This is a genomic window from Pseudomonas arvensis (assembly GCF_056688935.1).
In genome coordinates this window covers 5284936-5311066 of record NZ_CP162038.1, presented here as the reverse complement: position 1 = coordinate 5311066, position 26131 = coordinate 5284936, and the positions used below count along the sequence as shown (strand labels likewise).

Here is a 26131-nt window from a genome sequence, read left to right as displayed (position 1 = left end):
AACCTGCGTGCTTGAGCGTGTTGGTCGAATCCCGGACAATGCGGGCAGTTCTTTGGTTTTTTTCTCTCGCGGATCGGGCTGTTCTTTCGCGATGTTTGCCGCTCAGCTGTGGAAATAACGCACACATGACGACGCATATTCAACGTTCGGCCCTGCTGCCCTATCCGGCTCAGGCGCTCTATGACCTGGTCAACGACGTGGCGCGTTACCCGGAATTCTTGCCTTGGTGTTCTAAGGCTGAGGTGCTGGAAAGCACTGATGAACACATGGTCGCCAGCGTCGGGGTGGCGAAAGGTGGGCTGGGCCAGCACTTTGTCACGCGTAATGTGCTGGTGCCGGGCAAGTCCATTGAAATGAATCTGCAGGAGGGGCCTTTTACCCAGTTGCACGGTGTCTGGGTATTCAAGGCGCTGACCGACAAGGCCTGCAAGATCAGCCTCGACTTGTCGTTTGATTACGCTGGCCCGCTTGTGCGGGCTACATTGGGGCCCTTGTTCAACCAGGCGGCCAACACACTGGTAGATGCGTTCTGTCAGCGGGCCAAGCAACTGCATGGTTGAGATTGAGGTGGTGTATGCCGCTGCAGATCGCCAGGTTTTGCTGGCGTTGACGGTGGCGTCCGGCACAAGTCTGCGAGCGGCGGTGCAGGCGTCCGCAATTACAATGCTGTTTCCTGATCTGGATCTGGCTGATTGCCCTTTGGGGGTATTCGGTAAAGTTGTCGCGGATGCTGAGGTGCGCGTTGTGCAGCCAGGTGATCGTATTGAGATCTATCGCCCCTTGCTGGTTGATCCTAAAGAGGTGCGTAGATTGCGGGCGGCCAAGGCGGCGATGACCAGGCAGCAGAATTCATAAGCTTGTTAAACATCAGGCAACAAAAAGCCCGGCATGCCGGGCTTTTTTGCAGGCGCCGCACTGTTACTGCGGGCTGGTGTCCAGCGGCTGAGGCGTCGGGACCGGAACGGTTTCCACGCCATCGACGTCTTTCTGGATCTTGTCGAGCAGCGAGCCTGGCTTGGCCGGTACTTCGGATTTCGGCTTCTCGCTCTCCTGCGCAGGCGCAGTCACGTTGGTGCCGTTGTCTTTGCCGAGCAGGGCTTCATCGCGGCTTACGCCGGGCATGAAGTCACCGGACAGGCTGACAAGCTGGTCATTGCCATTAAAAATGACGCTGACGCGTTCCTGTTGGCGTTCACCGCCGCCAGGCTGCAGGCTGTAGAGATAATCCCAGCGATCGGCATGGAAAGTGTCAGTCAGCAGGGGGTTGCCCATAATAAACCGTACTTGCCGTCGGGTCATTCCCGGACGTAACTGGTCTATCATGTCCTGCGTGACGACATTGCCCTGCTGGATGTCGATTTTGTAAACCCCGGGGAATGAACAACCGGCGAGTGCGAGCAGTCCCACAAAGGTGAAACTGGTTAGCAAGAGCTTGGTGTTTTGCATCGGTGGGCGACTTCCACTATCTTGGCTGGGACAACGTAAACGCCGATCATACCCGTATTAAGAGAAGCTGCGAAGCAGCATCCGCGAGAAAGCTAACCATGGTTGAAAATAGCGAACTACGCAAAGCCGGTCTTAAAGTGACTCTGCCACGAGTCAAGATTCTACAAATGCTCGATTCTGCTGAGCAGCGTCACATGAGTGCCGAGGATGTTTACAAGGCGCTGATGGAGTCTAACGAGGACGTCGGCCTGGCCACGGTTTACCGTGTACTGACCCAGTTTGAAGCCGCAGGGCTGGTGGTTCGTCATAATTTCGACGGCGGTCATGCAGTGTTCGAATTGGCTGACGGTGGTCATCACGATCACATGGTCGACCTGGATACCAATGAGGTTATCGAGTTCACCAGCCCGGAAATCGAAGCGCTTCAGCATAAGATTGCTGAGGAGCATGGCTTCGACTTGGTCGACCATAACCTTGTGTTGTACATCCGTAAGAAAAAGTAAAAACGACGCAGAATGGCTCTGCGAAACGATCGAAGGCGACCCTAGGGTCGCCTTCGTGCTTTCTATATCAAGAAAAGTTCGGCTCAAGCCTTGGTGGCGACAACCATTTTCTTCGCGTGCGCCAAAGACTCCTTGGTCAGATCGATCCCGCCGAGCATTCGGGCCACTTCTTCCACGCGTTCCGACTTGTTCAGCTTGGATACCGCGGTGTGTGTTGCATCATTGCCCCGCACCTTGTGCACAAATAAGTGTTGATGGCCCTGTGCTGCCACTTGTGGCAAGTGGGTGACCGTCAGTACCTGGCCTCGATCTCCCAGGCGACGCAACAACTGACCAACAATTTCCGCAGTCGGACCTCCAATGCCTACATCCACTTCATCGAACACCAGAGTAGGCACCCGTGACGTCTGCGCAGTAATCACCTGGATCGCCAGGCTGATGCGCGAAAGCTCACCACCGGACGCGACTTTTGCCAGAGCCTTGAGCGGTTGCCCAGGGTTGGCGCTGACCAGTAGTTCAACCTGCTCCAGGCCGTGAGGTTGCAATTCATTATTGGAGTTGGCGCGCAGCTCGATGGTGAAGCGTCCTCCCGGCATGCCCAGGCGCTGAATTTCCTGTTCAACGGCGTGGGCCAGGCTGCTGGCGGCTTGCTGGCGTAGATCGCTCAGTTCGCGGGCCTTCTCCTGATAGTGGCGGGCAAAAGAGCCGAGTTCTTCGCCTAGTCGCTCAATGGATTCGTCATTCGCGTTCAGGGTTTCGATTTCATCCAGCAGCTTTTGCTGCATGGTTGCCACTTCGGTGGGCTGGATTCGATGTTTGCGCGCCAGGGTATAGATGGTATCGAGGCGTTCTTCTATTTCCTGCAGGCGCGCCGGGTCGGCATCGAAGTGATCCAGGAAGCGGTTGAGTTCACCGACGGCTTCTTCGACCTGGATTTGTGCACTGGTCAATAGGGTGGTGGCCTCACTCAGCGAGCCTGAAGCATTGTTAACGCTGGACAGCCGGTTGAGGCTGGCCGTGAGCGCGTTGAGCACGTTTCCGGAATCGCTCTCGCTGCATTGCTCTACCACTTGGCGGCAGATACCCAGCAGGGTTTCGGCGTTGGTGAGGTTTTTGTGCTCCTGCTCCAGTTGTTCCAGCTCGGTCTCGCCAAGGCCCAGGCTTTCGAGTTCTTCAAGCTGATAACTGAGCAGTTGATGGCGAGCACGTTGCTCGTCGCCGGAGTTGGATAGGCGTTCCAGCTCCTGGCGGGTCTGCCGCCAGCGCTGGGCAGCCAGTTGCACCTGCCGGGCAAGGTCTGTGGCGCCGGCGTATTCGTCGAGCAGGCGGCGGTGGGTGTCGGTTTTCAGCAGGGACTGGTGTTCATGCTGGCTATGGATGTCGATCAGCAATTCACCGAGGGCTTTCAGGTCGCCAAGGGGGCACGGTGTTCCGTTGATATAGCCGCGTGAGCGGCCTTCGGCGGTGATGACTCGGCGCAGAATGCAGGGGCCGTCATTGTTGAGGTCGCGCTCGGCCAGCCAGGCTTCGGCTTCTGGGATGTCCGCCAGGTCGAAGGTGGCCAGGATGTCGGCCTTGTCGGCGCCGGGACGTACCACGCCACTATCGGCGCGGTCGCCCAGGGTCAGGCCCAGGGCGTCGAGCATGATCGACTTGCCGGCGCCGGTTTCGCCTGTGATTACGCTCATCCCGCGATCCAGTTCGAGATCCAGATGTTCAACGATGGCGTAGTTATGTACGGACAGGTGCACGAGCATGACGGCCGCTCCCAGGCTTTAGGTCTGGTTATTTATACAGTGTTTTGTTTGGGGCTGACAATCCTGATGCTTAGCTCAATTTGCTCGGTCGAGGAGGTTTTTTAGTGCAAAGAAGAATGGTGGTGCGGGAATTGATCTGCGGCAGGCGAAAGACTTTTGGTAACGCTTGCGCCCTTGAAGCTGGAAATTGTGGCCCCATATACCGGAACAGAAGCGCGAGTTGAGTTCGCGCATGATTTTGAAAGGAGAAATCTATGGCTGACGAACAGACGCAGGATACGCAAACTCCAGACGCCAATTCGGCTGTCGGTGATGAACTGGCGACCCGTGTGCAAGTGCTCGAAGAGCAATTGGCCGCTGCGCAGGATCAGTCTTTGCGTGTTGCCGCCGATCTGCAGAACGTCCGCCGCCGTGCCGAGCAGGATGTAGAGAAAGCTCACAAATTCGCGCTTGAAAAATTCGCCAATGACTTGCTGCCGATCATCGACAGCCTGGAGCGTGGCCTTGAATTGTCCAACCCGGATGACGAAAACATCCGCCCGATGCGCGAAGGGATCGAGCTCACCCTGAAAATGTTCCAGGACACCCTGAAGCGTTATCAGCTCGAAGCCATCGATCCGCAAGGCGGTGAACCGTTCAACGCTGAGCATCACCAGGCAATGGCCATGCAGGAAAGCCATGACCTGGAACCCAACAGTGTGTTGAAGGTGTTCCAGAAGGGTTACCAGCTCAACGGTCGCCTGCTGCGTCCGGCAATGGTAGTGGTGAGCAAGGCTCCTGCACCTGTTGCACCTTCTATTGATGAGCAGGCTTGAAATTCGCCGCAAGGCCCCCATTTATAAGTCAAGCGTTTAAGTGCTACCGCAGTTAGCCACCACTGCTGCGGCAACCAAATTCAAGTTTCGGGAGAGTAAATCATGGGCAAAATTATCGGTATTGACCTGGGGACCACCAACTCCTGCGTCTCCGTGCTGGAAAACGGCGTTGCAAAAGTAATCGAGAACGCCGAAGGCGCGCGTACCACGCCGTCGATCATTGCTTACGCCAACGACGGTGAGATCCTCGTTGGTCAGTCGGCCAAGCGTCAGGCTGTAACCAACCCGCACAACACTTTGTACGCGGTAAAGCGCCTGATCGGTCGTAAGTTCGACGAAGAAGTCGTACAGAAAGACATCAAGATGGTTCCGTACAAAATCGCCAAGGCTGACAACGGTGACGCCTGGGTTGAAGTGAACGGCCAGAAAATGTCGCCGCCACAAATTTCGGCTGAAATCTTGAAAAAGATGAAGAAAACCGCCGAAGACTACTTGGGCGAAGCAGTGACTGAAGCGGTAATCACCGTTCCAGCCTACTTCAACGACAGCCAGCGCCAGGCGACCAAAGACGCCGGCCGCATCGCTGGCCTGGACGTAAAACGTATCATCAACGAGCCAACTGCAGCCGCTCTGGCTTACGGTATGGACAAGGCCAAAGGCGACCACACTGTGATCGTTTATGACCTGGGTGGCGGTACCTTTGACGTTTCCGTGATCGAAATTGCCGAAGTTGACGGCGAGCACCAGTTCGAAGTGTTGGCTACTAACGGCGACACTTTCCTGGGCGGTGAAGACTTTGACATTCGTCTGATCGACTACCTCGTTGACGAATTCAAGAAAGAAAGCGGCATGAACCTCAAGGGTGACCCGCTGGCAATGCAGCGCCTGAAAGAAGCTGCTGAAAAAGCCAAGATCGAGCTGTCTTCCGCTCAGTCGACCGACGTCAACCTGCCTTACATCACTGCAGACGCTACCGGTCCTAAGCACTTGAACGTGAAGATTTCTCGCGCCAAGTTGGAAGCGCTGGTCGAAGATCTGGTTCAACGCACCATCGAGCCTTGCCGCATTGCGCTGAAAGACTCCGGTATCGACGTTGGTGCAATCAACGACGTGATCCTGGTAGGCGGTCAGACCCGTATGCCGCTGGTTCAGAAGCTGGTTACCGAGTTCTTTGGTAAAGAAGCGCGTAAAGACGTAAACCCGGACGAAGCAGTTGCCATGGGGGCTGCCATCCAGGGTGCGGTATTGGCTGGTGACGTGAAAGACGTGCTGCTGCTGGACGTCAGTCCGCTGACCCTGGGTATCGAAACCATGGGTGGCGTGATGACTGCGCTGATCGAGAAAAACACCACGATTCCTACCAAGAAATCCCAGGTGTTCTCGACTGCCGATGACAATCAAGGCGCTGTGACCATTCACGTGCTTCAAGGTGAGCGTAAGCAAGCTGCCCAAAACAAGTCCCTGGGCAAGTTCGACCTGGCTGAGATTCCACCAGCACCTCGTGGCGTGCCGCAAATTGAAGTGACTTTCGACATCGACGCCAACGGCATCCTGCACGTCGGCGCGAAAGACAAGGCTACCGGCAAAGAGCAGAAGATCACCATCAAGGCCAACTCCGGTCTGTCTGATGAAGAAATTCAACAGATGATTCGTGATGCTGAAGCCAACGCTGATGCAGATGCAAAGTTCGCAGAGCTGGCCGGCGCCCGTAACCAGGGTGATGCACTGGTGCACTCGACACGTAAAATGATCGCCGATGCCGGCGAGAAAGTGACCGCTGAAGAGAAAACTGCAATCGAAGCCGCCGTGGTTGCCCTGGAAGCCGCTGTTAAAGGCGACGACAAGGCTGCTATCGATGCCAAGATTGAGGAGCTGTCCAAAGTCTCCGCACCGGTTGCCCAGAAGATGTATGCCGAGCAAGGCCAGCCAGCTGAAGGTGCTGCGCAACAGGCAGAGCCTGAAGGCAAGCACGATGACGCTGTCGATGCCGAGTTCGAAGAAGTCAAAGAGACCAAGTAAGTTGGTCGCCCGGTTGACCGCTATCAAGCGGTGACTGGTAGGATGTCGCCGCGCGGGAGCTTGCTCCCGCGTTGGCGTGTCTGGGGTATGTGAATTTTTACAGCATGCGACAACGCTCGGATGCTGGCGGTGTGATCGGGGATGCTCCTGCTTTCCGAGCATTAAATACCGCGTTTTTGGCCGGGTCCCTGGCTAAAAGGTAGTAATGACCAGGATCGTTGAATTGACGTGAGTTGGGTCCGGGCCTGTATTGGGGCTCAACGAGTTTAGTCAGGCTCAGGAGGGTCTGGCTGAACGTCCTTAAGAGTGCAAAGACTTATGGCAAAGCGTGACTATTACGAAGTGTTGGGTGTGGAGCGCGGCTCCAGCGAGGCGGACCTGAAAAAGGCTTACCGGCGCCTGGCGATGAAGCACCACCCGGACCGTAATCCGGATAGCAAAGAATCCGAAGAAATGTTCAAAGAGGCCAACGAGGCCTACGAATGTCTGTCTGATCCCAACAAGCGTGCGGCCTACGACCAGTATGGCCATGCTGGTGTCGACCCAAGTATGGGCGGCGGCGGTGCCGGTTTTGGCGGTCAGAACTTCTCCGATATTTTCGGTGACGTATTCAGTGACTTCTTTGGCGGTGGTCGGGGTGGTCAGCGCGGTGGTGCCCAGCGTGGCAGCGACTTGCGCTACACGCTGGAGCTGAACCTGGAAGAAGCTGTTCGCGGCACAAGCGTCAACATTCGCGTGCCGACGCTGGTCAACTGCAAGCCGTGTGATGGTTCGGGTGCCAAGAAAGGCTCCTCGCCGATTACTTGCCCGACGTGCGGCGGTATTGGCCAGGTCCGTATGCAGCAGGGTTTCTTCTCGGTGCAGCAGACCTGCCCGCGTTGCCATGGCCAGGGCAAGATCATTTCCGATCCGTGCGACTCCTGCCACGGCGAAGGCCGTGTCGAAGAGTACAAGACCCTTTCGGTGAAAGTGCCGGCGGGCGTGGATACCGGTGATCGCATTCGCCTGTCTGGCGAGGGCGAGGCGGGTACTCAGGGCGGTCCAACGGGTGATCTGTACGTGGTGATCAATGTGCGCGAGCACTCGATCTTCCAGCGTGACGGCAAGCACCTGTTCTGCGAAGTGCCGATCAGTTTTGTCGATGCTGCCTTGGGCGGTGAGTTGGAGATTCCGACCCTTGATGGTCGGGTCAAGCTGAAGATCCCTGAGGGGACGCAGACGGGTAAACAGTTCCGCATTCGTGGCAAGGGCGTAGCGCCAGTGCGCGGTGGCGGTGCTGGCGACCTGATGTGCCGTGTGGCGGTGGAAACTCCGGTCAACCTGGGTCGCCGTCAGCGTGAACTGCTTGAAGAGTTCCGCAGTTCGTTGGAAGGCGATGACTCTCACTCGCCGAAAACCACGGGCTTTTTCGATGGTGTGAAGCGCTTCTTCGGCGATCTGTAAGGAAGTGAATATGCGACGTATAGCCGTAATGGGCGCTGCCGGGCGCATGGGCAAGACGCTGGTCGAAGCGGTGCAGCAGCGTTCTCCAGCCTCCGGGCTGACTGCGGCGATTGTTCGTCCTGGCAGCACATTGATTGGTGCGGATGCGGGTGAGTTGGCTTCACTGGGTCGTATCGGTGTGTCGTTGTCCGGCAACCTGGAGCAGGTGGCGGATGAATTCGACGTGCTGATCGACTTCACGTTGCCGGAAGTGATGCTGAAAAATCTCGCCTTCTGCCGAAAGGCGGGCAAGGCGATGGTGATCGGTACTACGGGTTTGACTGCCGAGCAGAAGCAGTTGCTGGTGGAGGCGGGCAAGGATATCCCTGTCGTCTTTGCTGCCAACTTCAGTGTCGGCGTAAACCTGTCGCTCAAGTTGCTGGATCTGGCCGCGCGCGTGCTGGGTGATGAAGCGGATATCGAGATTATCGAAACGCATCACCGTCACAAGATCGATGCGCCGTCGGGTACCGCGCTGCGCATGGGCGAGGCTATTGCTGATGCGCTGGGACGCGACCTGTCCAAGGTGGCGGTTTACGGTCGCGAAGGCCATACCGGTGCGCGCGCCCGTGACACTATTGGTTTTGCGACCGTTCGTGGTGGTGATGTCGTAGGTGATCACACCGTGCTCTTCGCTACTGAAGGCGAGCGCCTGGAAATCACGCACAAAGCTTCCAGTCGCATGACGTTCGCCAAGGGTGCGGTGCGCGCTGCGCTCTGGTTGGAAGGTCGTGATGCGGGTCTGTATGACATGCGCGATGTGCTGGAACTGCACTAATCAGTAGCTAAAACGGGGCCTCAGGATTATCATAAGGCCCCGTTTTTACCCGCTAAGCGACGTCCTGTCGCATTCTCCTGCCTTTAAGGCTCATTAGCGGTGGACCCAAAAAGCCTTTTTCTGTAAGCTACAGCTTTAGTGTGTCCACTAAAAGCGCGCAGAATAATTCAGTGAAGAAGCGGGGTGACGTGTCCATACGTCACTCCGCTTTTTTACAACCTGCGATCGCCCTTTCAGGCTTTATTTACGGGAGGTCTTCTTGACTAAGCCAGCCATACTCGCCCTTGCTGATGGCAGCATTTTTCGCGGCGAAGCCATTGGAGCCGACGGTCAAACCGTTGGAGAGGTAGTGTTTAACACTGCCATGACCGGCTATCAGGAAATCCTTACCGATCCTTCCTACGCCCAACAGATCGTTACCCTGACCTATCCACACATCGGCAATACCGGTACTACACCGGAAGACGTCGAGTCTGATCGTGTCTGGTCGGCCGGTCTGGTGATTCGTGACCTGCCACTGGTTGCGAGCAACTGGCGTAACACGATGTCGCTGTCCGATTACCTGAAAGCCAACAATGTTGTGGCGATCGCCGGTATCGATACGCGCCGCCTCACACGCATCCTGCGTGAAAAAGGCTCGCAGAACGGCTGCATCATGGTCGGTGACAATATTTCCGAAGACGCGGCGATTGCCGCAGCGCAAGGCTTCCCTGGCTTGAAGGGCATGGACCTGGCGAAGGTCGTCAGCGTCAAAGAGAAGTACGAATGGCGCTCCACTGTCTGGGACTTGAAGACCGACAGCCACGCGACCATCGAAGCCAGCGAGTTGCCTTACCATGTGGTCGCGTACGACTACGGTGTGAAGTACAACATCCTGCGCATGCTGGTTGAGCGCGGTTGCCGCGTGACTGTGGTGCCTGCGCAAACCCCTGCTAGCGATGTGCTGGCCTTGCAGCCGGACGGTGTGTTCCTGTCCAACGGTCCGGGTGATCCGGAGCCTTGCGACTACGCCATCCAGGCCATCAAGGAAGTGCTGGAAACCGAGATTCCGGTGTTCGGTATCTGCCTGGGCCACCAACTATTGGCACTGGCTTCCGGCGCCAAGACCCTGAAAATGGGTCACGGCCATCACGGTGCCAACCACCCAGTGCAAGACCTGGACACTGGCGTCGTGATGATCACCAGCCAGAACCACGGTTTTGCGGTGGATGAAGCGAGCTTGCCGGGCAACGTCCGCGCAATTCACAAGTCGCTGTTCGACGGCTCCCTGCAAGGCATCGAACGCACCGACAAGAGCGCGTTCAGCTTCCAGGGCCACCCTGAAGCGAGCCCGGGCCCGAACGACGTAGCGCCGCTGTTCGACCGTTTCATCAATGAGATGGCCAAGCGACGCTGACTGAGCGGCCTGCGGGCGGCCCCGAATCCCGGTGGCCCCTGCAGGCTCTTCAAAGATTGTTCAAGACGGCTTGCCGACTGACCTGCGGATTTGAGTGACAAACCCATGCCAAAACGTACAGACATAAAAAGCATCCTGATTCTCGGCGCTGGCCCGATCGTGATCGGCCAGGCCTGCGAATTCGACTACTCCGGCGCCCAGGCCTGTAAAGCCCTGCGCGAAGAGGGCTACCGCGTCATCCTGGTGAACTCCAACCCGGCCACCATCATGACCGACCCGGACATGGCCGACGCCACCTACATCGAGCCGATCAAGTGGCAAACCGTTGCCAAGATCATCGAAAAAGAGCGTCCGGACGCCCTGCTGCCAACCATGGGTGGCCAGACCGCACTGAACTGCGCGCTGGACCTGGAGCGCGAAGGCGTTCTGGAAAAGTTCGGCGTAGAGATGATCGGCGCCAATGCCGACACCATCGACAAAGCTGAAGACCGCTCGCGTTTCGATAAGGCCATGAAGTCCATCGGCCTTGATTGCCCGCGTTCCGGTATCGCCCACAGCATGGAAGAGGCCAACGCGGTTCTCGAAAAGCTGGGCTTCCCGTGCATCATCCGTCCGTCCTTCACCATGGGCGGCACGGGTGGCGGTATTGCTTACAACCGTGAAGAGTTCGAAGAGATTTGCGCGCGTGGTCTGGACCTGTCGCCGACCAAAGAGCTGCTGATCGACGAATCCCTGATCGGCTGGAAAGAGTACGAGATGGAAGTTGTCCGCGACAAAAAGGACAACTGCATCATCGTCTGCTCCATCGAAAACTTTGACCCGATGGGCGTGCACACCGGTGACTCGATCACCGTTGCTCCGGCACAGACCCTGACGGACAAGGAATACCAGATCATGCGTAACGCCTCGTTGGCGGTACTGCGTGAGATCGGCGTTGAAACCGGCGGTTCCAACGTTCAGTTCGGTATCTGCCCGGACACAGGCCGTATGGTCGTGATCGAGATGAACCCGCGTGTATCGCGTTCTTCGGCGCTGGCATCGAAAGCTACCGGCTTCCCGATTGCGCGCATCGCAGCCAAGCTGGCGATCGGTTACACCCTGGACGAATTGCAGAACGAAATCACTGGCGGCGCTACGCCGGCGTCCTTCGAGCCGTCGATCGACTACGTCGTCACCAAGCTGCCACGCTTCGCTTTCGAGAAATTCCCGAAAGCCGATGCCCGCCTGACCACTCAGATGAAGTCGGTCGGTGAAGTCATGGCCATCGGCCGGACCTTCCAGGAATCCCTGCAGAAAGCCCTGCGTGGCCTGGAAGTGGGCGTTTGCGGTCTGGACGAGAAGCTCGACCTGAGCAACCCGGAAAGCATGAGCGTGCTCAAACGCGAGCTGACCGTTCCGGGCGCTGAGCGTATCTGGTACGTGGCCGATGCTTTCCGCGCCGGCATGACCGTCGAAGATATCTTCGGCATGAACATGATCGATCCGTGGTTCCTGGTACAGATCGAAGATCTGATCAAGGAAGAAGAGAAGGTCAAGACCCTCGGTCTTTCCTCTATCGACCGCGACCTGATGTTCCGCCTCAAGCGCAAAGGCTTCTCCGACCAGCGTCTGGCCAAGCTGCTGGGCGTGACCGAGAAGAACCTGCGTACGCATCGCCACAAGCTGGATATCTTTCCGGTCTATAAGCGCGTTGACACCTGCGCTGCAGAGTTCGCCACCGACACCGCGTACCTGTACTCCACCTACGAGGAGGAGTGCGAGGCCGCACCGTCGGGTCGCGACAAGATCATCATCCTGGGTGGCGGTCCAAACCGTATCGGCCAGGGCATCGAGTTCGACTACTGCTGCGTACACGCCGCTCTCGCCCTGCGCGAAGACGGGTACGAGACCATCATGGTCAACTGCAACCCAGAAACCGTTTCCACTGACTACGACACTTCCGACCGCTTGTACTTCGAGCCGGTTACGCTGGAAGACGTGCTGGAAATCTGTCGCGTCGAGAAGCCAAAAGGCGTGATCGTGCAGTACGGCGGCCAAACTCCGCTGAAATTGGCACGCGCTCTGGAAGCTGCCGGTGTGCCAATCATCGGCACCAGCCCGGACGCTATCGACCGTGCTGAAGACCGTGAGCGTTTCCAGCAAATGGTTGAGCGCCTGAACCTGCGTCAGCCGCCAAACGCTACCGTGCGCAGCGAAGACGAAGCTATCCGCGCAGCCAGCAAGATCGGCTACCCGCTGGTGGTGCGTCCGTCCTACGTGCTGGGCGGCCGGGCGATGGAAATCGTCTACGAAGAAGAAGAACTCAAGCGTTACCTGCGCGATGCAGTGAAAGTGTCCAATGACAGCCCTGTGCTGCTGGATCACTTCCTCAACTGCGCCATTGAAATGGACGTGGACGCGGTTTGCGACGGCACTGATGTAGTGATCGGCGCGATCATGCAGCACATCGAACAGGCGGGCGTTCACTCCGGTGACTCCGCGTGCTCGCTGCCGCCGTACTCGTTGCCGCTGCACATCCAGGACGAGATGCGCGAGCAGGTCAAGAAAATGGCCCTGGAATTGGGCGTGGTCGGCTTGATGAACGTTCAGTTGGCGCTGCAAGGCGAAGACATCTACGTCATCGAAGTCAACCCACGTGCTTCGCGTACCGTACCGTTCGTGTCCAAGTGCATCGGTGTGTCCCTGGCGATGATCGCTGCCCGTGTAATGGCCGGTAAGACCCTGAAGGAAATCGGCTTCACCAAGGAAATCATTCCGAACTTCTACAGCGTGAAAGAGGCAGTGTTCCCATTCGCCAAATTCCCTGGTGTGGACCCGATCCTGGGCCCAGAGATGAAGTCCACCGGTGAAGTGATGGGCGTGGGCGATACCTTCGGTGAAGCGTTCGCCAAGGCTCAGATGGGTGCCAGCGAAGTGCTGCCGACCGGCGGTACTGCGTTTATCAGTGTGCGTGATGACGACAAGCCACTGGTTGCAGGTGTTGCCCGTGATCTGATCAACTTGGGCTTTGAAGTCGTGGCTACTGCCGGTACTGCCAAGCTGATCGAAGCGGCGGGCCTGAAAGTGCGTCGCGTAAACAAGGTGACGGAAGGCCGTCCGCACGTGGTCGACATGATCAAGAATGACGAAGTCACGCTGATCATCAATACCACTGAAGGTCGTCAGTCGATCGCGGACTCCTACTCCATTCGTCGTAATGCCTTGCAGCACAAGATCTACTGCACCACCACCATTGCTGCTGGCGAAGCTATCTGTGAAGCGCTCAAGTTCGGTCCGGAAAAAACCGTACGCCGCTTGCAGGATCTACACGCAGGATTGAAGGCATGATCAAATACCCAATGACCGTCCAGGGCGCAAAGGCCCTGGAAGAGGAGCACGCTCATCTGACCAAGGTCGTCCGTCCGAAGCTGAGCCAGGACATCGGTACGGCCCGCGAGCTGGGTGACCTGAAGGAAAATGCTGAATACCACGCTGCTCGCGAGCAGCAGGGTATGGTTGAGGCGCGGATCCGTGACATTGAAGGCCGGATCCAGAATCAGGTCGTCATCGACGTTACGAGCATTCCTCACACTGGCAAAGTGATCTTCGGTACCACCGTCGAAATCGCCAATGTGGAGACTGACGAGCGCGTGACTTACCATATCGTTGGCGAAGACGAAGCTGACTTTAAGCTCGGAAAAATCTCCGTCGGTTCGCCGCTGGCCCGCGCCTTGATTGCCAAGGAAGAGGGTGATGTGGTGGCTGTAAAAACACCCGGTGGCGTGATCGAGTACGAGATTGTTGAAGTTCGCCACGTCTGAAAGGCGGCGCCCGCTTCGTGCGGGCGCCATGCTTTGGCAGCTTGCCCAGATGCTTTGGGTGGGTGGCCTGTGGTTGCTGCACATTGGTGTGCTGCCGGCGCTGGGCCTTATTGGCTTGGCTCCGTTGCTGATCGATGAGATCGATGGATTACTGAGTGCGTTGCTGGTGGGTTTTGCAGCAGCGTGCGTGACCCTTCAGGCATTGGTGCTGGTCAAGGCCGAGGGCTTGGGGAGTTTGTGGCGGGATATTCGCGGCCAACTGCTGTTGATGGCGCTGTATGCGTGTGCAATGTTTTGCATCGTGCATGTGTGGCTGCCGGAAGCGTTGCGCTGGCAGCTATTCAGCTATCTTGTATTAGGGTTCTCCGGCCTGGTGCTGGTTGTACAGCCCGCGCCAGGATGGAGTGGCAGGGCGCGCAAAGCACGCCCGTGACCCTTGTGTCATTTGAAGCGATGCACGTTCAACAGTTGCTTGTTGACGCTGAAGTTCTTGCGATACAGCAGCGCCATCTTGCCGATGACCTGAACCAGGTCCGCTTTGCCAACCTTGCACAGTTCTGCAATGGCGGCCAGGCGCGCTTCGCGGTCAAGGATGTTGACCTTGATCTTGATCAGTTCATGATCGCCCAATGCGCGTTCAAGTTCGGCTAACACACCTTCAGTCAAACCGTTGTCTGCCACAATCAGAACTGGTTTCAGATGGTGGCCAATGGATTTGTACTGTTTCTTCTGCTCTTGAGTGAGCGGCATAATCTGACCCCTGCGTCTGATCTTGTAAAAAGCGGCGGCCAGTTTACCCGAGCGAGTCCGGGACCGCCCAGTTAATCACGACCCGTTTTATTTTCGAGGTGGCCCGTGGCCCGTTCCAAAACTAGCCTTAAGTGGCTGCAAGAGCATTTCAACGATCCTTACGTCAAAAAGGCGCAAAAGGACGGGTACCGTTCGCGGGCCAGCTACAAGCTCCTGGAGATCCAGGACAAGGACAAATTGATCCGTCCGGGCATGAGCGTTATCGATCTGGGTGCCGCTCCAGGTGGTTGGTCCCAGGTGACCAGTCGTCTGATTGGTGGGCAAGGCCGGTTGATCGCCTCCGACATCCTTGAGATGGACAGCATCCCGGATGTGACCTTCGTACACGGCGACTTCACCCAGGACTCGGTGTTGGCCGAGATCCTGGAGGCTGTGGGAAATTCGCAGGTAGACCTTGTGATTTCCGACATGGCCCCCAATATGAGTGGATTACCGGCCGTCGATATGCCGCGAGCCATGTTCCTCTGCGAACTGGCGCTGGATTTGGCGGGTCGGGTGTTGCGTCCCGGTGGAGATTTCCTTGTGAAAGTCTTCCAGGGCGAAGGTTTTGACGAGTATCACAAGAACATTCGCAAGCTGTTCGACAAGGTGCAAACTCGCAAGCCAGACTCGTCCCGAGACCGTTCTCGTGAGCAATACCTGCTGTGCCGTGGGTTCCGCGGGGTTGAAGGTGCGGCGAGCGAAGAGCGTTTTTGATTTATTCGAGGAGGGTGATAGGTTTTTTTATATCGCTTTCGTCACGAAGCTTTACGAATATTGTGTAGTCAAAGTTTCACAAAGGGTTACAGACGGCGCCTGCCAGAGTTGTAGGTAATGTAGTAAGTTAGGCCGGTGAATATCATGCGAAGCGCGCGCCAGTAGCGGAGCTTGCTTCAGAGGGTAGTTAATTGAACGATATGGCAAAGAATCTGATCCTGTGGTTGATCATCGCGGCTGTCCTGGTGACGGTGATGAACAACTTCTCCAGCCCTAACGAGCCGCAGACCCTCAACTACTCCGACTTCATCCAGCAAGTTAAGGATGGCAAGGTCGAGCGCGTAGCGGTTGATGGCTACGTGATCACCGGCAAACGCAACGATGGCGACAGCTTCAAGACCATTCGTCCGGCAATCCAGGACAACGGTCTGATCGGCGACCTGGTGGATAACCACGTGGTGGTCGAAGGCAAGCAGCCTGAGCAGCAGAGCATCTGGACTCAGCTCCTGGTGGCAAGCTTCCCGATCCTGGTAATCATTGCCGTGTTCATGTTCTTCATGCGCCAGATGCAGGGCGGCGGCGGAGGCAAGGGCGGGCCGATGAGCTTCGGCAAGAGCAAGGCGCGCCTTCTCTCAGAAGATCAGGTGAAAACTACCCTGGCTGATGTTGCAGGCTGCGATGAGGCCAAGGAAGAAGTCGGCGAACTGGTCGAGTTCCTGCGGGATCCAGGCAAGTTCCAGCGCCTGGGTGGTCGTATTCCTCGCGGCGTTCTGATGGTAGGTCCTCCGGGTACCGGTAAAACCTTGCTGGCCAAGGCGATTGCTGGCGAAGCTAAGGTGCCGTTCTTCACCATTTCCGGTTCTGACTTCGTTGAGATGTTTGTCGGCGTGGGTGCCAGTCGTGTCCGCGATATGTTCGAGCAGGCCAAGAAGCACGCTCCGTGCATCATCTTCATCGATGAAATCGACGCTGTTGGTCGCCATCGTGGTGCTGGCATGGGTGGTGGTCACGACGAGCGTGAGCAGACTCTCAACCAGTTGCTGGTCGAGATGGATGGTTTCGAGATGAATGACGGCATCATCGTCATCGCCGCAACCAACCGTCCAGACGTACTGGACCCTGCGCTGCTGCGTCCGGGCCGTTTCGACCGTCAGGTTGTGGTCGGTTTACCGGACATCCGTGGTCGTGAACAGATTCTGAAAGTGCATATGCGCAAAGTGCCAATGGGGGATGACGTGGCTCCGGCCGTGATTGCCCGTGGTACTCCAGGCTTCTCCGGTGCCGACTTGGCCAACCTGGTGAACGAAGCTTCGTTGTTTGCGGCTCGTACCGGCAAGCGCATCGTTGAAATGAAAGAGTTCGAGCTGGCGAAAGACAAGATCATGATGGGCGCCGAGCGCAAGTCCATGGTCATGTCCGAGAAAGAGAAGCAGAACACTGCCTATCACGAAGCCGGCCACGCCATTGTTGGGCGCGTTGTGCCTGAGCACGATCCGGTCTACAAGGTGTCGATCATTCCTCGTGGTCGTGCGCTGGGTGTCACCATGTTCCTGCCGGAAGAGGATCGTTACAGCCTCTCCAAGCGTGCGCTGATCAGCCAGATCTGCTCGCTGTACGGCGGCCGTATTGCGGAAGAGATGACGCTGGGCTTCGACGGCGTAACCACTGGTGCTTCCAACGACATCATGCGTGCAAGCCAGATTGCTCGGAACATGGTGACCAAGTGGGGATTGTCGGAAAAGCTGGGCCCGTTGATGTATGCCGAGGAAGAAGGCGAAGTGTTCCTGGGGCGTGGTGGTGGCGGTCAAAGCGCCAGCTTCTCCGGTGAGACAGCCAAGCTGATCGACTCCGAAGTGCGCAGCATCATTGATCAGTGCTACGGCACAGCCAAGCAGATCCTGACCGACAATCGCGACAAGCTGGATGCAATGGCTGATGCGCTGATGAAGTACGAAACCATTGATGCGGACCAGATCGACGACATCATGGCTGGTCGGGCGCCTCGTGAACCTCGCGATTGGGAAGGTGGTTCGGGGACTTCGGGTACGCCGCCCGTGGTTCAAAACGAGCGTCCTGAAACCCCGATCGGCGGTCCGGCAGCGGATCACTAAGGTTTGAAATGACTTTTGGTACGTCCTCCACCCGGTTGCCTTGCGGCAACCGGGTTCTTGATTTGGCCCATGCGCATGTCATGGGTATTCTTAATGTAACCCCCGATTCCTTTTCCGATGGTGGCCGCTTCAGCCAGGTTGATGCTGCATTGCGTCATGCCGAGTCAATGGTGGCTGCCGGCGCGACACTGATTGATATCGGTGGCGAGTCGACCCGGCCGGGTGCTCGTGTTGTTTCTCCGCTGGAGGAGCTGGAGCGTGTGGCACCGATTGTCGAGCGCATTGCCCGTGAGCTGGATGTGATTATTTCGGTAGACACGTCAACGCCGGCCGTGATGCGCGAGACGGCTCGGCTGGGGGCCGGATTGATCAATGATGTGCGGTCCCTGCGGCGCGACGGCGCTCTGGATGCGGCCGCTGCTACCGGTCTGCCCGTGTGCCTGATGCATATGTTGGGTGAGCCCGGCAATATGCAGGACAGCCCGCACTACGATGATCTGGTCGGCGAGGTAAGTGGTTTTCTCTCCGAGCGGGTTGCCCAGTGCGCCGCGGTGGGCATTGCGCCGGAAAAGATAATTCTTGATCCGGGTTTTGGTTTTGCCAAGACCCTGCAACACAATTTAAGTCTGTTCAAGCACATGGAGTCCCTTCATGCCCTTGGTCGCCCCTTACTGGTTGGCGTTTCACGCAAGAGCATGATCGGGCTGGCGTTGAATCGGCCTGTGGGTGAGCGATTATACGGTGGCCTTGCGCTGGCCGCGCTGGCCTTGACCAAGGGTGCGCGCATCTTGCGTGTGCATGACGTCGCAGAAACCGTTGATGTGGTGCGCATGATTGCCGCTGTAGAATCAGCCGAATAAGAATGATGGAGCACTTATGACTAAAAAATACTTTGGCACCGACGGGATCCGTGGTCGGGTCGGCGAATTTCCAATTACTCCTGATTTTATGCTCAAGCTGGGTTGGGCGGCGGGTATGGCCTTTCGCAGCATGGGCGCTTGCCGGATCCTGGTGGGCAAGGACACCCGAATCTCGGGGTACATGTTTGAGTCTGCGCTTGAGGCAGGTTTGTCCGCCGCAGGTGCTGACGTGATGTTGCTAGGCCCGATGCCGACCCCGGCGATTGCATACCTGACGCGTACCTTCCACGCTGAAGCCGGTATTGTGATCAGCGCCTCGCACAACCCTCATGATGACAATGGCATCAAGTTTTTCTCGGGGCAGGGCACCAAGTTGCCGGACGAGATTGAGCTGATGATTGAAGAGCTGTTGGACGCGCCGATGACGGTGGTCGAGTCCAGCAAACTGGGCAAGGTTTCGCGGATCAACGACGCGTCGGGCCGGTATATCGAGTTCTGCAAGAGCAGCGTGCCAACCAGCACCAACTTTGCAGGCCTGAAGATTGTGATCGATTGCGCCCATGGTGCGACCTACAAAGTCGCCCCAAGCGTGTTCAAGGAATTGGGCGCAGATGTCACAGTGCTCTCGGCCCAGCCCAACGGATTGAACATCAACGAAAACTGCGGCTCCACCCATATGGAGCAGTTGCAGGCCGCTGTCCTGGCTGAGCATGCGGACCTCGGGATTGCCTTTGACGGTGATGGAGACCGCGTGCTGATGGTTGATCACACGGGGGCCGTGGTGGATGGCGATGACCTGTTGTTCATCATTGCTCGTGACCTGCACGAGCGTAACAAGCTCCAGGGCGGTGTCGTCGGTACGTTGATGAGCAATCTGGGGCTTGAGCTCGCATTGGCAGACTTGGGTATTCCTTTTGTCCGTGCCAACGTGGGTGATCGTTATGTGATTGCCGAGCTGCTGGAGCGTAATTGGCAGGTAGGCGGTGAAAACTCTGGGCACGTCGTATGCTTCCAGCACACCACCACGGGCGATGCGATTATCGCGGCTTTGCAGGTGTTGCTGGCTTTGCGTCGTCGTGAAGAGAGCTTGGCGCAGGCGCGTCAGGCTTTACGCAAATGTCCGCAAGTTTTGCTTAACGTGCATTTCTCGGGCGGCGAAAACCCGATCGAGCACCCTGCTGTCAAAGAGGCTTGCGAGCGCGTGACCCTGGCAATGGCGGGGCGCGGGCGGGTACTGCTGCGCAAGTCCGGCACAGAGCCTTTGGTGCGCGTTATGGTCGAAGGTGACGACGAAATACAGGTTCGCGGCCACGCCGAAGACCTGGCAAAACTGGTAACTGAAGTTTGCGCCTGAATTCGGCTTGCCAGTAATGATGTGGTTGGGTAACATCTGCGCCCACTTTGACCGACGAGGTACAGCATGCGTCGCACTATGGTAGCTGGTAACTGGAAGATGCACGGTACCCGCGCCAGTGTCGCTGAGCTGATCAATGGCCTTCGTCACCTGGCCTTGCCTAGCGGTGTTGATGTCGCGGTTTTCCCGCCTTGCTTGCATATCACCCAAGTGGTTGATGGCTTGAAAGGTAAGTCGATTCAGGTTGGCGCGCAGAATTCTGCGGTGGAGGCCATGCAAGGTGCGTTGACCGGTGAGATTGCACCGAGTCAGCTGGTCGATGCGGGTTGTTCCTATGTGCTTGTTGGGCACTCCGAGCGTCGTCAGATGATGGGCGAGCGTGATGGAACACTCAATCGCAAGTTCGCAGCGGCACAGGCTTGTGGCTTGATTCCAGTGTTGTGCATAGGCGAGACCCTAGAGCAGCGCGAATCAGGCAAGACTCTTGAAGTTGTCTCGCGTCAGTTGGGCGGCATCATCGAGGATCTGGGTGTTGGTGCGTTTGCAAAGGCGGTAATTGCTTACGAGCCGGTCTGGGCCATTGGTACCGGGCTGACTGCTACACCGCAACAGGCGCAGGATGTGCACGCAGCCATCCGCGCGCAGTTGGCGGCAGAGAATTCTGAAATCGCACAAGGTGTGCGGCTTCTATACGGCGGCAGCGTGAAGGCGGCCAATGCGGTCGAACTGTTCGGCATGCCGGATATCGATGGGGGGCTCATTGGTGGAGCTTCCCTGAATGCAGATGAGTTCGGTGCGATCTGTCGCGCCGCGGGAAACTGAAAAAATGCTGGAAACAGTCGTAGTCGTTTTTCATCTGTTGGCTGCCCTGGGCGTAGTTGCCCTGGTTTTGTTGCAACAGGGTAAAGGTGCGGATGCTGGTGCGTCTTTCGGTGCAGGTGCTTCAAATACTGTGTTCGGAAGCCAAGGTTCCTCTACCTTTCTTAGTAAGTTTACTGCTATACTTGCCGCCGGTTTCTTCATAACCAGCTTAGGGTTAGGTTACTTTGCTAAAGAGAAAGCTCATGTGCTGACTCAAGTAGGTTTGCCAAACCCAGCAGTGTTGGAAGTTCCAAAAGCAAAACCGGCTTCTGATGATGTCCCGGTGCTTCAAGAGCAAAAGTCGGCTACTCCAGCGACTGACGTACCTCCAGCTCAAGAGCAGAAGTAAGAAGGGTTGTAAGCGCTGTATTGCCGAGGTGGTGGAATTGGTAGACACGCAACCTTGAGGTGGTTGTGCCCATAGGGTGTAGGGGTTCGAGTCCCCTTCTCGGTACCAATTATCAGAAGAGCCCGCTGTTGCGGGCTTTTTTGTAGGTGGAAGGTTACATTGACCCTGTAAGGGATCGGTCGTATACTTCCGCCCCAGCTTTGTCGCGGGGTGGAGCAGTCTGGTAGCTCGTCGGGCTCATAACCCGAAGGTCGTCGGTTCAAATCCGGCCCCCGCAACCAGTTTTAGCGGAGCCCCTTTTAAGGGGCTTTTTGTTAGCTGGACACTTTCAACGCCGCTGTTCGACGGCGTTTCAAGGATGGGCGTTTCGCCCATTTTTTTATTTTGCACAGCATGCACATACATGCACGAGGGGGTTCAGGTGTCGAGCAAGCTAGAAGAGTTGCAGGCCTTGCTGGCCCCGGTGGTCGTGGCCCTAGGCTATGAATGCTGGGGTATTGAGTTTTCGGCTCAAGGTCGCCACTCAATGTTGCGCGTTTATATCGATAAAGAGGGCGGTGTGCTGGTGGACGATTGTGCCATTGTCAGCCGTCAGATCAGCGGTGTCCTGGATGTTGAAGATCCAATTTCCGTTGAATACACCCTCGAAGTTTCCTCGCCAGGCATGGAACGCCCACTGTTCACTATTGAGCAGTTTGCAAAATTTGCCGGTGAACAAGTGAAGATCAAGCTGCGGTCTCCTTTTGAAGGGCGACGCAACTTTCAGGGCCTTCTGCGCGGTGTAGAAGAACAGGATGTCGTGGTGCAGGTAGAAGACCATGAGTTCCTGTTGCCGATCGATATGATCGACAAGGCCAACATTATTCCCAGTTTTGACTGAGACGCGGATCCCGCGGATCCAATGGCTTGCGAAAGGCGAGGCGTACGATGAGCAAAGAAGTACTGCTGGTTGTTGAGTCGGTATCCAATGAAAAGGGCGTACCGGCAAACGTGATTTTTGAAGCGCTGGAGCTGGCCCTGGCCACTGCTACCAAAAAGCGTTTTGAAGACGAAGTTGATCTGCGTGTGGAAATTAACCGCCACACCGGTGCCTATGAGACTTTCCGTCGCTGGACGGTCGTCGAAGAAGCCGATCTTGATGATCCGGCCATCGAAACCTGGCCAAGCAAGGTTGCTGAAACGCACCCGGGCGCCCAGGTCGGTGATGTCGTCGAAGAAAAGATCGAATCCATCGAGTTCGGCCGTATTGCTGCACAGACCGCCAAACAGGTGATCGTGCAAAAGGTTCGCGAAGCTGAGCGCGCTCAAGTTGTCGACGCTTATCGCGAGCGCCTGGGTGAAATCATCTCCGGCACCGTGAAAAAAGTGACCCGCGACAATGTGATCGTCGACTTGGGCAACAACGCCGAAGCGTTGCTGGCCCGCGAAGACATCATCTCTCGCGAAACCTTCCGTGTTGGCGTGCGCCTGCGTGCACTGCTCAAGGAAATCCGCACCGAGAACCGCGGCCCTCAGTTGATCCTGTCGCGTACCGCGCCGGAAATGCTGATCGAGCTGTTCCGTATCGAAGTGCCGGAAATCGCCGAAGGCCTGATTGAAGTCATGGCTGCGTCCCGCGACCCGGGCTCGCGCGCCAAGATCGCGGTCCGCTCCAAGGACAAACGCATCGACCCGCAAGGTGCTTGCATTGGTATGCGCGGTTCGCGCGTCCAGGCAGTGTCGGGCGAATTGGGCGGTGAGCGTGTGGACATCGTCCTGTGGGACGATAACCCGGCGCAGTTCGTGATCAACGCAATGTCGCCTGCTGAAGTGGCGGCAATTATCGTTGACGAAGATGCCCATGCAATGGACATCGCCGTTGGCGCAGACAATCTGGCTCAGGCCATTGGTCGTGGTGGTCAGAACGTGCGTCTGGCCAGCCAACTGACCGGTTGGACCCTGAACGTGATGACCGAATCGGACATCCAGGCTAAGCAGCAAGCTGAAACCGGTGACATCCTGCGCAACTTCATCGACGAGTTGGAAGTCGACGAAGACCTGGCACAGGTGCTGGTAGATGAAGGCTTTACCAGCCTGGAAGAGATTGCCTACGTACCGTTGGAAGAAATGCTCAACATCGACGGCTTTGACGAAGACACCGTCAACGAGCTTCGCGCTCGGGCCAAGGATCGTTTGTTGACTAAAGCCATCGCTACTGAGGAAAAGCTGGCAGACGCCCATCCGGCCGAAGACCTGCTCTCGCTTGAGGGTATGGACAAGGATTTGGCGATGGAACTGGCGGTGCGCGGCGTAATTACCCGCGAAGACCTGGCCGAGCAGTCTATTGACGACCTGCTCGACATCGACGGCATTGACGATGATCGTGCCGGCAAGTTGATCATGGCCGCCCGAGCCCATTGGTTCGAGTAATTAGGCGCGGCCTGAGGAGAGAAGTGCATGACGCAAGTCACGGTGAAACAACTGGCCGATGAGGTCAAAACACCGGTAGAGCGCCTGTTGCAGCAGATGCGTGAGGCAGGTCTGCCGCACACCGCCGCCGATGAAGGTGTGAGCGATAGTGAGAAGCAGTCTTTGCTGACTCACTTGAAGAGCAGCCACAAGGCGAAAGTGGAAGAACCGCGCAAGATTACATTGCAGCGCAAAACTACCAGCACCCTGCGTGTTGCTGGTAGCAAGAGCATCAGCGTTGAAGTACGCAAGAAAAAAGTCTTCGTACAGCGCAGCCCGGAAGAAATCGAAGCCGAGCGCAAACGCGAACTGGATGAACGTCGCGCAGTAGAAAATGCTGCTCGTCAGAAGGCTGAAGAAGAATCCAAGCGTCGCGCCGAAGAAGAAGCGCGCCGTCAGCCTGCTGCTGCGCAAACTGCTTCGACTGATGCGGTCGCTGCTCCTGCAGAAGCTGTGCGTGAGGCCGCTCCGGTTGCCGCTGCACCAGCACCTGCTGCCGATGCCCGCAAGCGCGAGGAACCTCGTCGTCCGGACAAACCACGTGCCGACGATAACAATCGTCGCGGTGGCGGTGGCGATGGCGAGCGCAAAAACGCTCCGCATCGCGCTTCGGTCAAAGAGAAAGCGCCTGCGCCACGCGTTGCCCCACGTACTACCGACGAAGAAAGCGATGGCTTCCGTCGTGGTGGTCGCGGCAAGGCCAAGCTGAAGAAGCGCAACGCCCACGGTTTCCAGAGCCCAACCGGCCCTGTCGTGCGTGATGTGCAGATCGGCGAGACCATCACTGTTGGCGATCTCGCCAACCAGATGTCGGTCAAGGCTGCTGAAATCATCAAGTTCATGTTCAAACTGGGTACTCCAGCGACCATCAACCAGGTGCTTGATCAGGAAACTGCTCAGCTGGTAGCCGAAGAACTGGGCCACAAAGTGACCCTGGTCAGCGACACCGCCCTGGAAGATTCCCTGGCAGAGTCCCTGAAGTTTGAAGGTGAGACGTTCTCCCGTGCGCCAGTTGTGACCGTAATGGGCCACGTTGACCATGGTAAGACGTCGCTGCTCGACTATATCCGTCGTGCCAAGGTAGCTGCTGGCGAAGCCGGCGGTATCACCCAGCACATCGGTGCATACCACGTTGAAACCGAGCGCGGCATGGTCACCTTCCTCGACACCCCTGGTCACGCCGCGTTTACCGCAATGCGTGCCCGTGGTGCCAAGGCGACTGACATCGTGATCCTGGTAGTTGCAGCGGACGACGGCGTGATGCCGCAGACCATTGAAGCTGTCCAGCACGCCAAGGCCGCTGGTGTTCCACTGGTTGTTGCCGTGAACAAAATCGACAAGCCGGGCGCCGATCTTGATCGCATCCGTAGCGAACTGTCGGTTCACGGCGTGACGTCTGAAGAGTGGGGCGGTGATACGCCGTTCGTTTCGGTTTCGGCGAAAGTCGGTACTGGCGTGGACGAACTGCTCGAAGCGGTCCTGCTGCAAGCTGAAGTGCTCGAACTGAAAGCAACCCCATCGGCCCCAGGTCGTGGCGTTGTGGTTGAATCGCGTCTCGACAAAGGTCGTGGCCCGGTTGCAACCGTTCTGGTTCAAGACGGTACCCTGCGCCAAGGCGACATGGTCCTGGTCGGTTCGAACTATGGCCGTGTACGTGCCATGCTCGACGAGAACGGCAAGCCAATCAAGGAAGCCGGTCCTTCCATCCCTGTCGAGATCCTCGGCCTGGACGGTACCCCGGACGCTGGCGACGAGATGAGCGTCCTGTCGGACGAGAAGAAAGCCCGTGAAGTGGCTCTGTTCCGTCAAGGCAAGTTCCGCGAAGTCAAACTGGCTCGCGCTCACGCCGGCAAGCTGGAAAACATCTTCGAGAACATGGGCCAGGCAGAGAAGAAGACGCTGAATATCGTCCTCAAATCTGACGTTCGTGGTTCCCTCGAAGCGTTGAACGGCGCCTTGAATGGCCTGGGTAACGACGAAGTGCAAGTGCGTGTTGTGGGTGGCGGTGTCGGTGGTATCACCGAATCCGACGCTAACCTGGCACTGGCTTCCAACGCTGTATTGTTCGGCTTCAACGTGCGTGCCGATGCTGGCGCACGGAAGATCGTCGAGCAGGAAGGCCTGGACATGCGTTACTACAACGTCATCTACGACATCATCGAAGACGTCAAGAAAGCCCTCACCGGCATGCTTGGCAGCGACGTTCGGGAAAATATCCTGGGTATCGCCGAGGTGCGTGACGTGTTCCGCTCGCCGAAATTCGGTGCGATCGCCGGTTGCATGGTTATCGAAGGTACTGTGTACCGTAACCGTCCGATCCGTGTACTGCGTGAAGACATCGTTATCTTCGAAGGCGAGCTGGAATCCCTGCGCCGCTTCAAGGATGACGCTTCCGAAGTACGTGCCGGCATGGAATGCGGTATCGGCGTCAAGAGCTACAACGACGTCAAGCCTGGCGACAAGATCGAAGTCTACGAGAAGGTTCAGGTTGCTCGCAGCCTCTAACTCGCGCACTTCCGGAGCCACGTCGCGTGTGGGCATGAAAATGCCCCGCGCAGCGTACGGACTCTAAACGCAACGCCCGGTCTGGCTTTTGTCAGGCCGGGCGTTTGCCGCTTTCAGACCCCACGGGTTTCACCGTGTGGC

Annotated in this window: 23 protein-coding genes and 2 tRNA genes; 22 read left to right on the top strand and 3 right to left on the bottom strand. The window is 57.2% G+C overall.

Annotation, left to right across the window (positions count from 1 at the left end; all coding sequences use genetic code 11):
• Positions 1-125: 125 nt before the first annotated feature.
• Positions 126-560 (top strand): type II toxin-antitoxin system RatA family toxin, encoded by a 435-nt coding sequence (locus AB3G88_RS24105; protein ID WP_112196770.1) that lies wholly within the window; start codon positions 126-128, stop codon positions 558-560.
• Positions 553-855, top strand: coding sequence for an RnfH family protein (locus AB3G88_RS24100; RefSeq protein ID WP_099584781.1), 303 nt, complete (start codon positions 553-555; stop codon positions 853-855). The genes AB3G88_RS24105 and AB3G88_RS24100 overlap by 8 nt, the downstream gene beginning before the upstream one ends.
• 63 nt (positions 856-918) lie before the next feature.
• Here AB3G88_RS24100 and AB3G88_RS24095 read toward each other — a convergent pair whose 3' ends face one another.
• On the bottom strand, positions 919-1446 hold the full coding sequence (locus AB3G88_RS24095) for an outer membrane protein assembly factor BamE (RefSeq protein WP_017528805.1): 528 nt from the start codon (positions 1444-1446) through the stop codon (positions 919-921).
• A gap of 98 nt (positions 1447-1544) precedes the next feature.
• On the opposite strand from AB3G88_RS24095, the gene fur reads away from it, so the two are divergent.
• Positions 1545-1949 (top strand): ferric iron uptake transcriptional regulator, encoded by a 405-nt coding sequence (gene fur / locus AB3G88_RS24090; protein ID WP_003194220.1) that lies wholly within the window; start codon positions 1545-1547, stop codon positions 1947-1949.
• 83 nt (positions 1950-2032) lie between these two features.
• Here the strand turns inward: fur and recN are convergent, their stop codons facing one another.
• A complete protein-coding gene (gene recN, locus AB3G88_RS24085; RefSeq protein ID WP_112196768.1) occupies positions 2033-3706 on the bottom strand; it encodes a DNA repair protein RecN in 1674 nt (557 codons plus the stop codon).
• 254 nt (positions 3707-3960) lie between these two features.
• Here recN and grpE point away from each other — a divergent pair, with 254 nt between their 5' ends.
• The 8 genes from grpE to AB3G88_RS24045 all read left to right on the top strand — a co-directional run bounded on the left by grpE (position 3961) and on the right by AB3G88_RS24045 (position 14429).
• Positions 3961-4521, top strand: a complete 561-nt coding sequence (gene grpE, locus AB3G88_RS24080; protein WP_094951702.1) for a nucleotide exchange factor GrpE — start codon at positions 3961-3963, stop codon at positions 4519-4521.
• Positions 4522-4623: 102 nt separating this feature from the next.
• The gene (gene dnaK / locus AB3G88_RS24075) at positions 4624-6540 is read left to right on the top strand and encodes a molecular chaperone DnaK (RefSeq protein ID WP_480451949.1); all 1917 of its coding nucleotides are present in this window, start codon (positions 4624-4626) and stop codon (positions 6538-6540) included.
• 318 nt (positions 6541-6858) lie between these two features.
• Positions 6859-7983, top strand: a complete 1125-nt coding sequence (dnaJ, locus tag AB3G88_RS24070; protein WP_015885930.1) for a molecular chaperone DnaJ — start codon at positions 6859-6861, stop codon at positions 7981-7983.
• Between the two features lie 10 nt (positions 7984-7993).
• Entirely contained in the window at positions 7994-8800 is an 807-nt protein-coding gene (dapB, locus tag AB3G88_RS24065) for a 4-hydroxy-tetrahydrodipicolinate reductase (RefSeq protein ID WP_099584784.1), read from the top strand.
• Positions 8801-9059: 259 nt separating this feature from the next.
• Positions 9060-10196, top strand: coding sequence for a glutamine-hydrolyzing carbamoyl-phosphate synthase small subunit (gene carA, locus AB3G88_RS24060; protein ID WP_099584785.1), 1137 nt, complete (start codon positions 9060-9062; stop codon positions 10194-10196).
• 105 nt (positions 10197-10301) lie between these two features.
• Complete coding sequence (gene carB, locus AB3G88_RS24055) at positions 10302-13523, top strand: carbamoyl-phosphate synthase large subunit (RefSeq protein WP_099584786.1); 3222 nt, start codon at positions 10302-10304, stop codon at positions 13521-13523.
• A complete protein-coding gene (greA, locus tag AB3G88_RS24050) occupies positions 13520-13996 on the top strand; it encodes a transcription elongation factor GreA (protein ID WP_122307124.1) in 477 nt (158 codons plus the stop codon). Before carB ends, greA begins: the two co-directional genes overlap by 4 nt.
• A 28-nt stretch (positions 13997-14024) precedes the next feature.
• A complete protein-coding gene (locus AB3G88_RS24045; protein ID WP_112196765.1) occupies positions 14025-14429 on the top strand; it encodes an MFS transporter in 405 nt (134 codons plus the stop codon).
• An 8-nt stretch (positions 14430-14437) separates the two neighbouring features.
• On the opposite strand, the gene AB3G88_RS24040 is transcribed toward AB3G88_RS24045, so the two are convergent.
• Positions 14438-14746 (bottom strand): YhbY family RNA-binding protein, encoded by a 309-nt coding sequence (locus AB3G88_RS24040; RefSeq protein ID WP_480451945.1) that lies wholly within the window; start codon positions 14744-14746, stop codon positions 14438-14440.
• Positions 14747-14851: 105 nt separating this feature from the next.
• Between AB3G88_RS24040 and rlmE the strand changes: the two genes are divergently transcribed.
• The 11 genes from rlmE to infB all read left to right on the top strand — a co-directional run bounded on the left by rlmE (position 14852) and on the right by infB (position 25990).
• The gene (gene rlmE, locus AB3G88_RS24035; protein WP_003235041.1) at positions 14852-15502 is read left to right on the top strand and encodes a 23S rRNA (uridine(2552)-2'-O)-methyltransferase RlmE; all 651 of its coding nucleotides are present in this window, start codon (positions 14852-14854) and stop codon (positions 15500-15502) included.
• Between the two features lie 200 nt (positions 15503-15702).
• Positions 15703-17613, top strand: coding sequence for an ATP-dependent zinc metalloprotease FtsH (gene ftsH / locus AB3G88_RS24030; protein WP_099584789.1), 1911 nt, complete (start codon positions 15703-15705; stop codon positions 17611-17613).
• Between the two features lie 8 nt (positions 17614-17621).
• Positions 17622-18473 (top strand): dihydropteroate synthase, encoded by an 852-nt coding sequence (gene folP / locus AB3G88_RS24025; RefSeq protein WP_099584790.1) that lies wholly within the window; start codon positions 17622-17624, stop codon positions 18471-18473.
• 16 nt (positions 18474-18489) lie between these two features.
• Positions 18490-19827: a phosphoglucosamine mutase gene (gene glmM, locus AB3G88_RS24020; RefSeq protein ID WP_191959292.1), complete on the top strand. Its 1338-nt coding sequence runs from the start codon at positions 18490-18492 to the stop codon at positions 19825-19827.
• A gap of 66 nt (positions 19828-19893) precedes the next feature.
• The gene (gene tpiA, locus AB3G88_RS24015) at positions 19894-20649 is read left to right on the top strand and encodes a triose-phosphate isomerase (protein ID WP_480451942.1); all 756 of its coding nucleotides are present in this window, start codon (positions 19894-19896) and stop codon (positions 20647-20649) included.
• Between the two features lie 4 nt (positions 20650-20653).
• A complete protein-coding gene (gene secG / locus AB3G88_RS24010; protein WP_010206600.1) occupies positions 20654-21037 on the top strand; it encodes a preprotein translocase subunit SecG in 384 nt (127 codons plus the stop codon).
• Between the two features lie 22 nt (positions 21038-21059).
• Positions 21060-21145, top strand: a tRNA-Leu gene (locus AB3G88_RS24005).
• Positions 21146-21241: 96 nt separating this feature from the next.
• A tRNA-Met gene (locus AB3G88_RS24000) sits at positions 21242-21318 on the top strand.
• 140 nt (positions 21319-21458) lie between these two features.
• Entirely contained in the window at positions 21459-21917 is a 459-nt protein-coding gene (gene rimP, locus AB3G88_RS23995; protein WP_038843818.1) for a ribosome maturation factor RimP, read from the top strand.
• A 47-nt stretch (positions 21918-21964) separates the two neighbouring features.
• Entirely contained in the window at positions 21965-23446 is a 1482-nt protein-coding gene (gene nusA, locus AB3G88_RS23990; protein ID WP_003212187.1) for a transcription termination factor NusA, read from the top strand.
• Positions 23447-23473: 27 nt separating this feature from the next.
• Entirely contained in the window at positions 23474-25990 is a 2517-nt protein-coding gene (gene infB, locus AB3G88_RS23985) for a translation initiation factor IF-2 (RefSeq protein ID WP_099584793.1), read from the top strand.
• Positions 25991-26131: the final 141 nt, after the last annotated feature.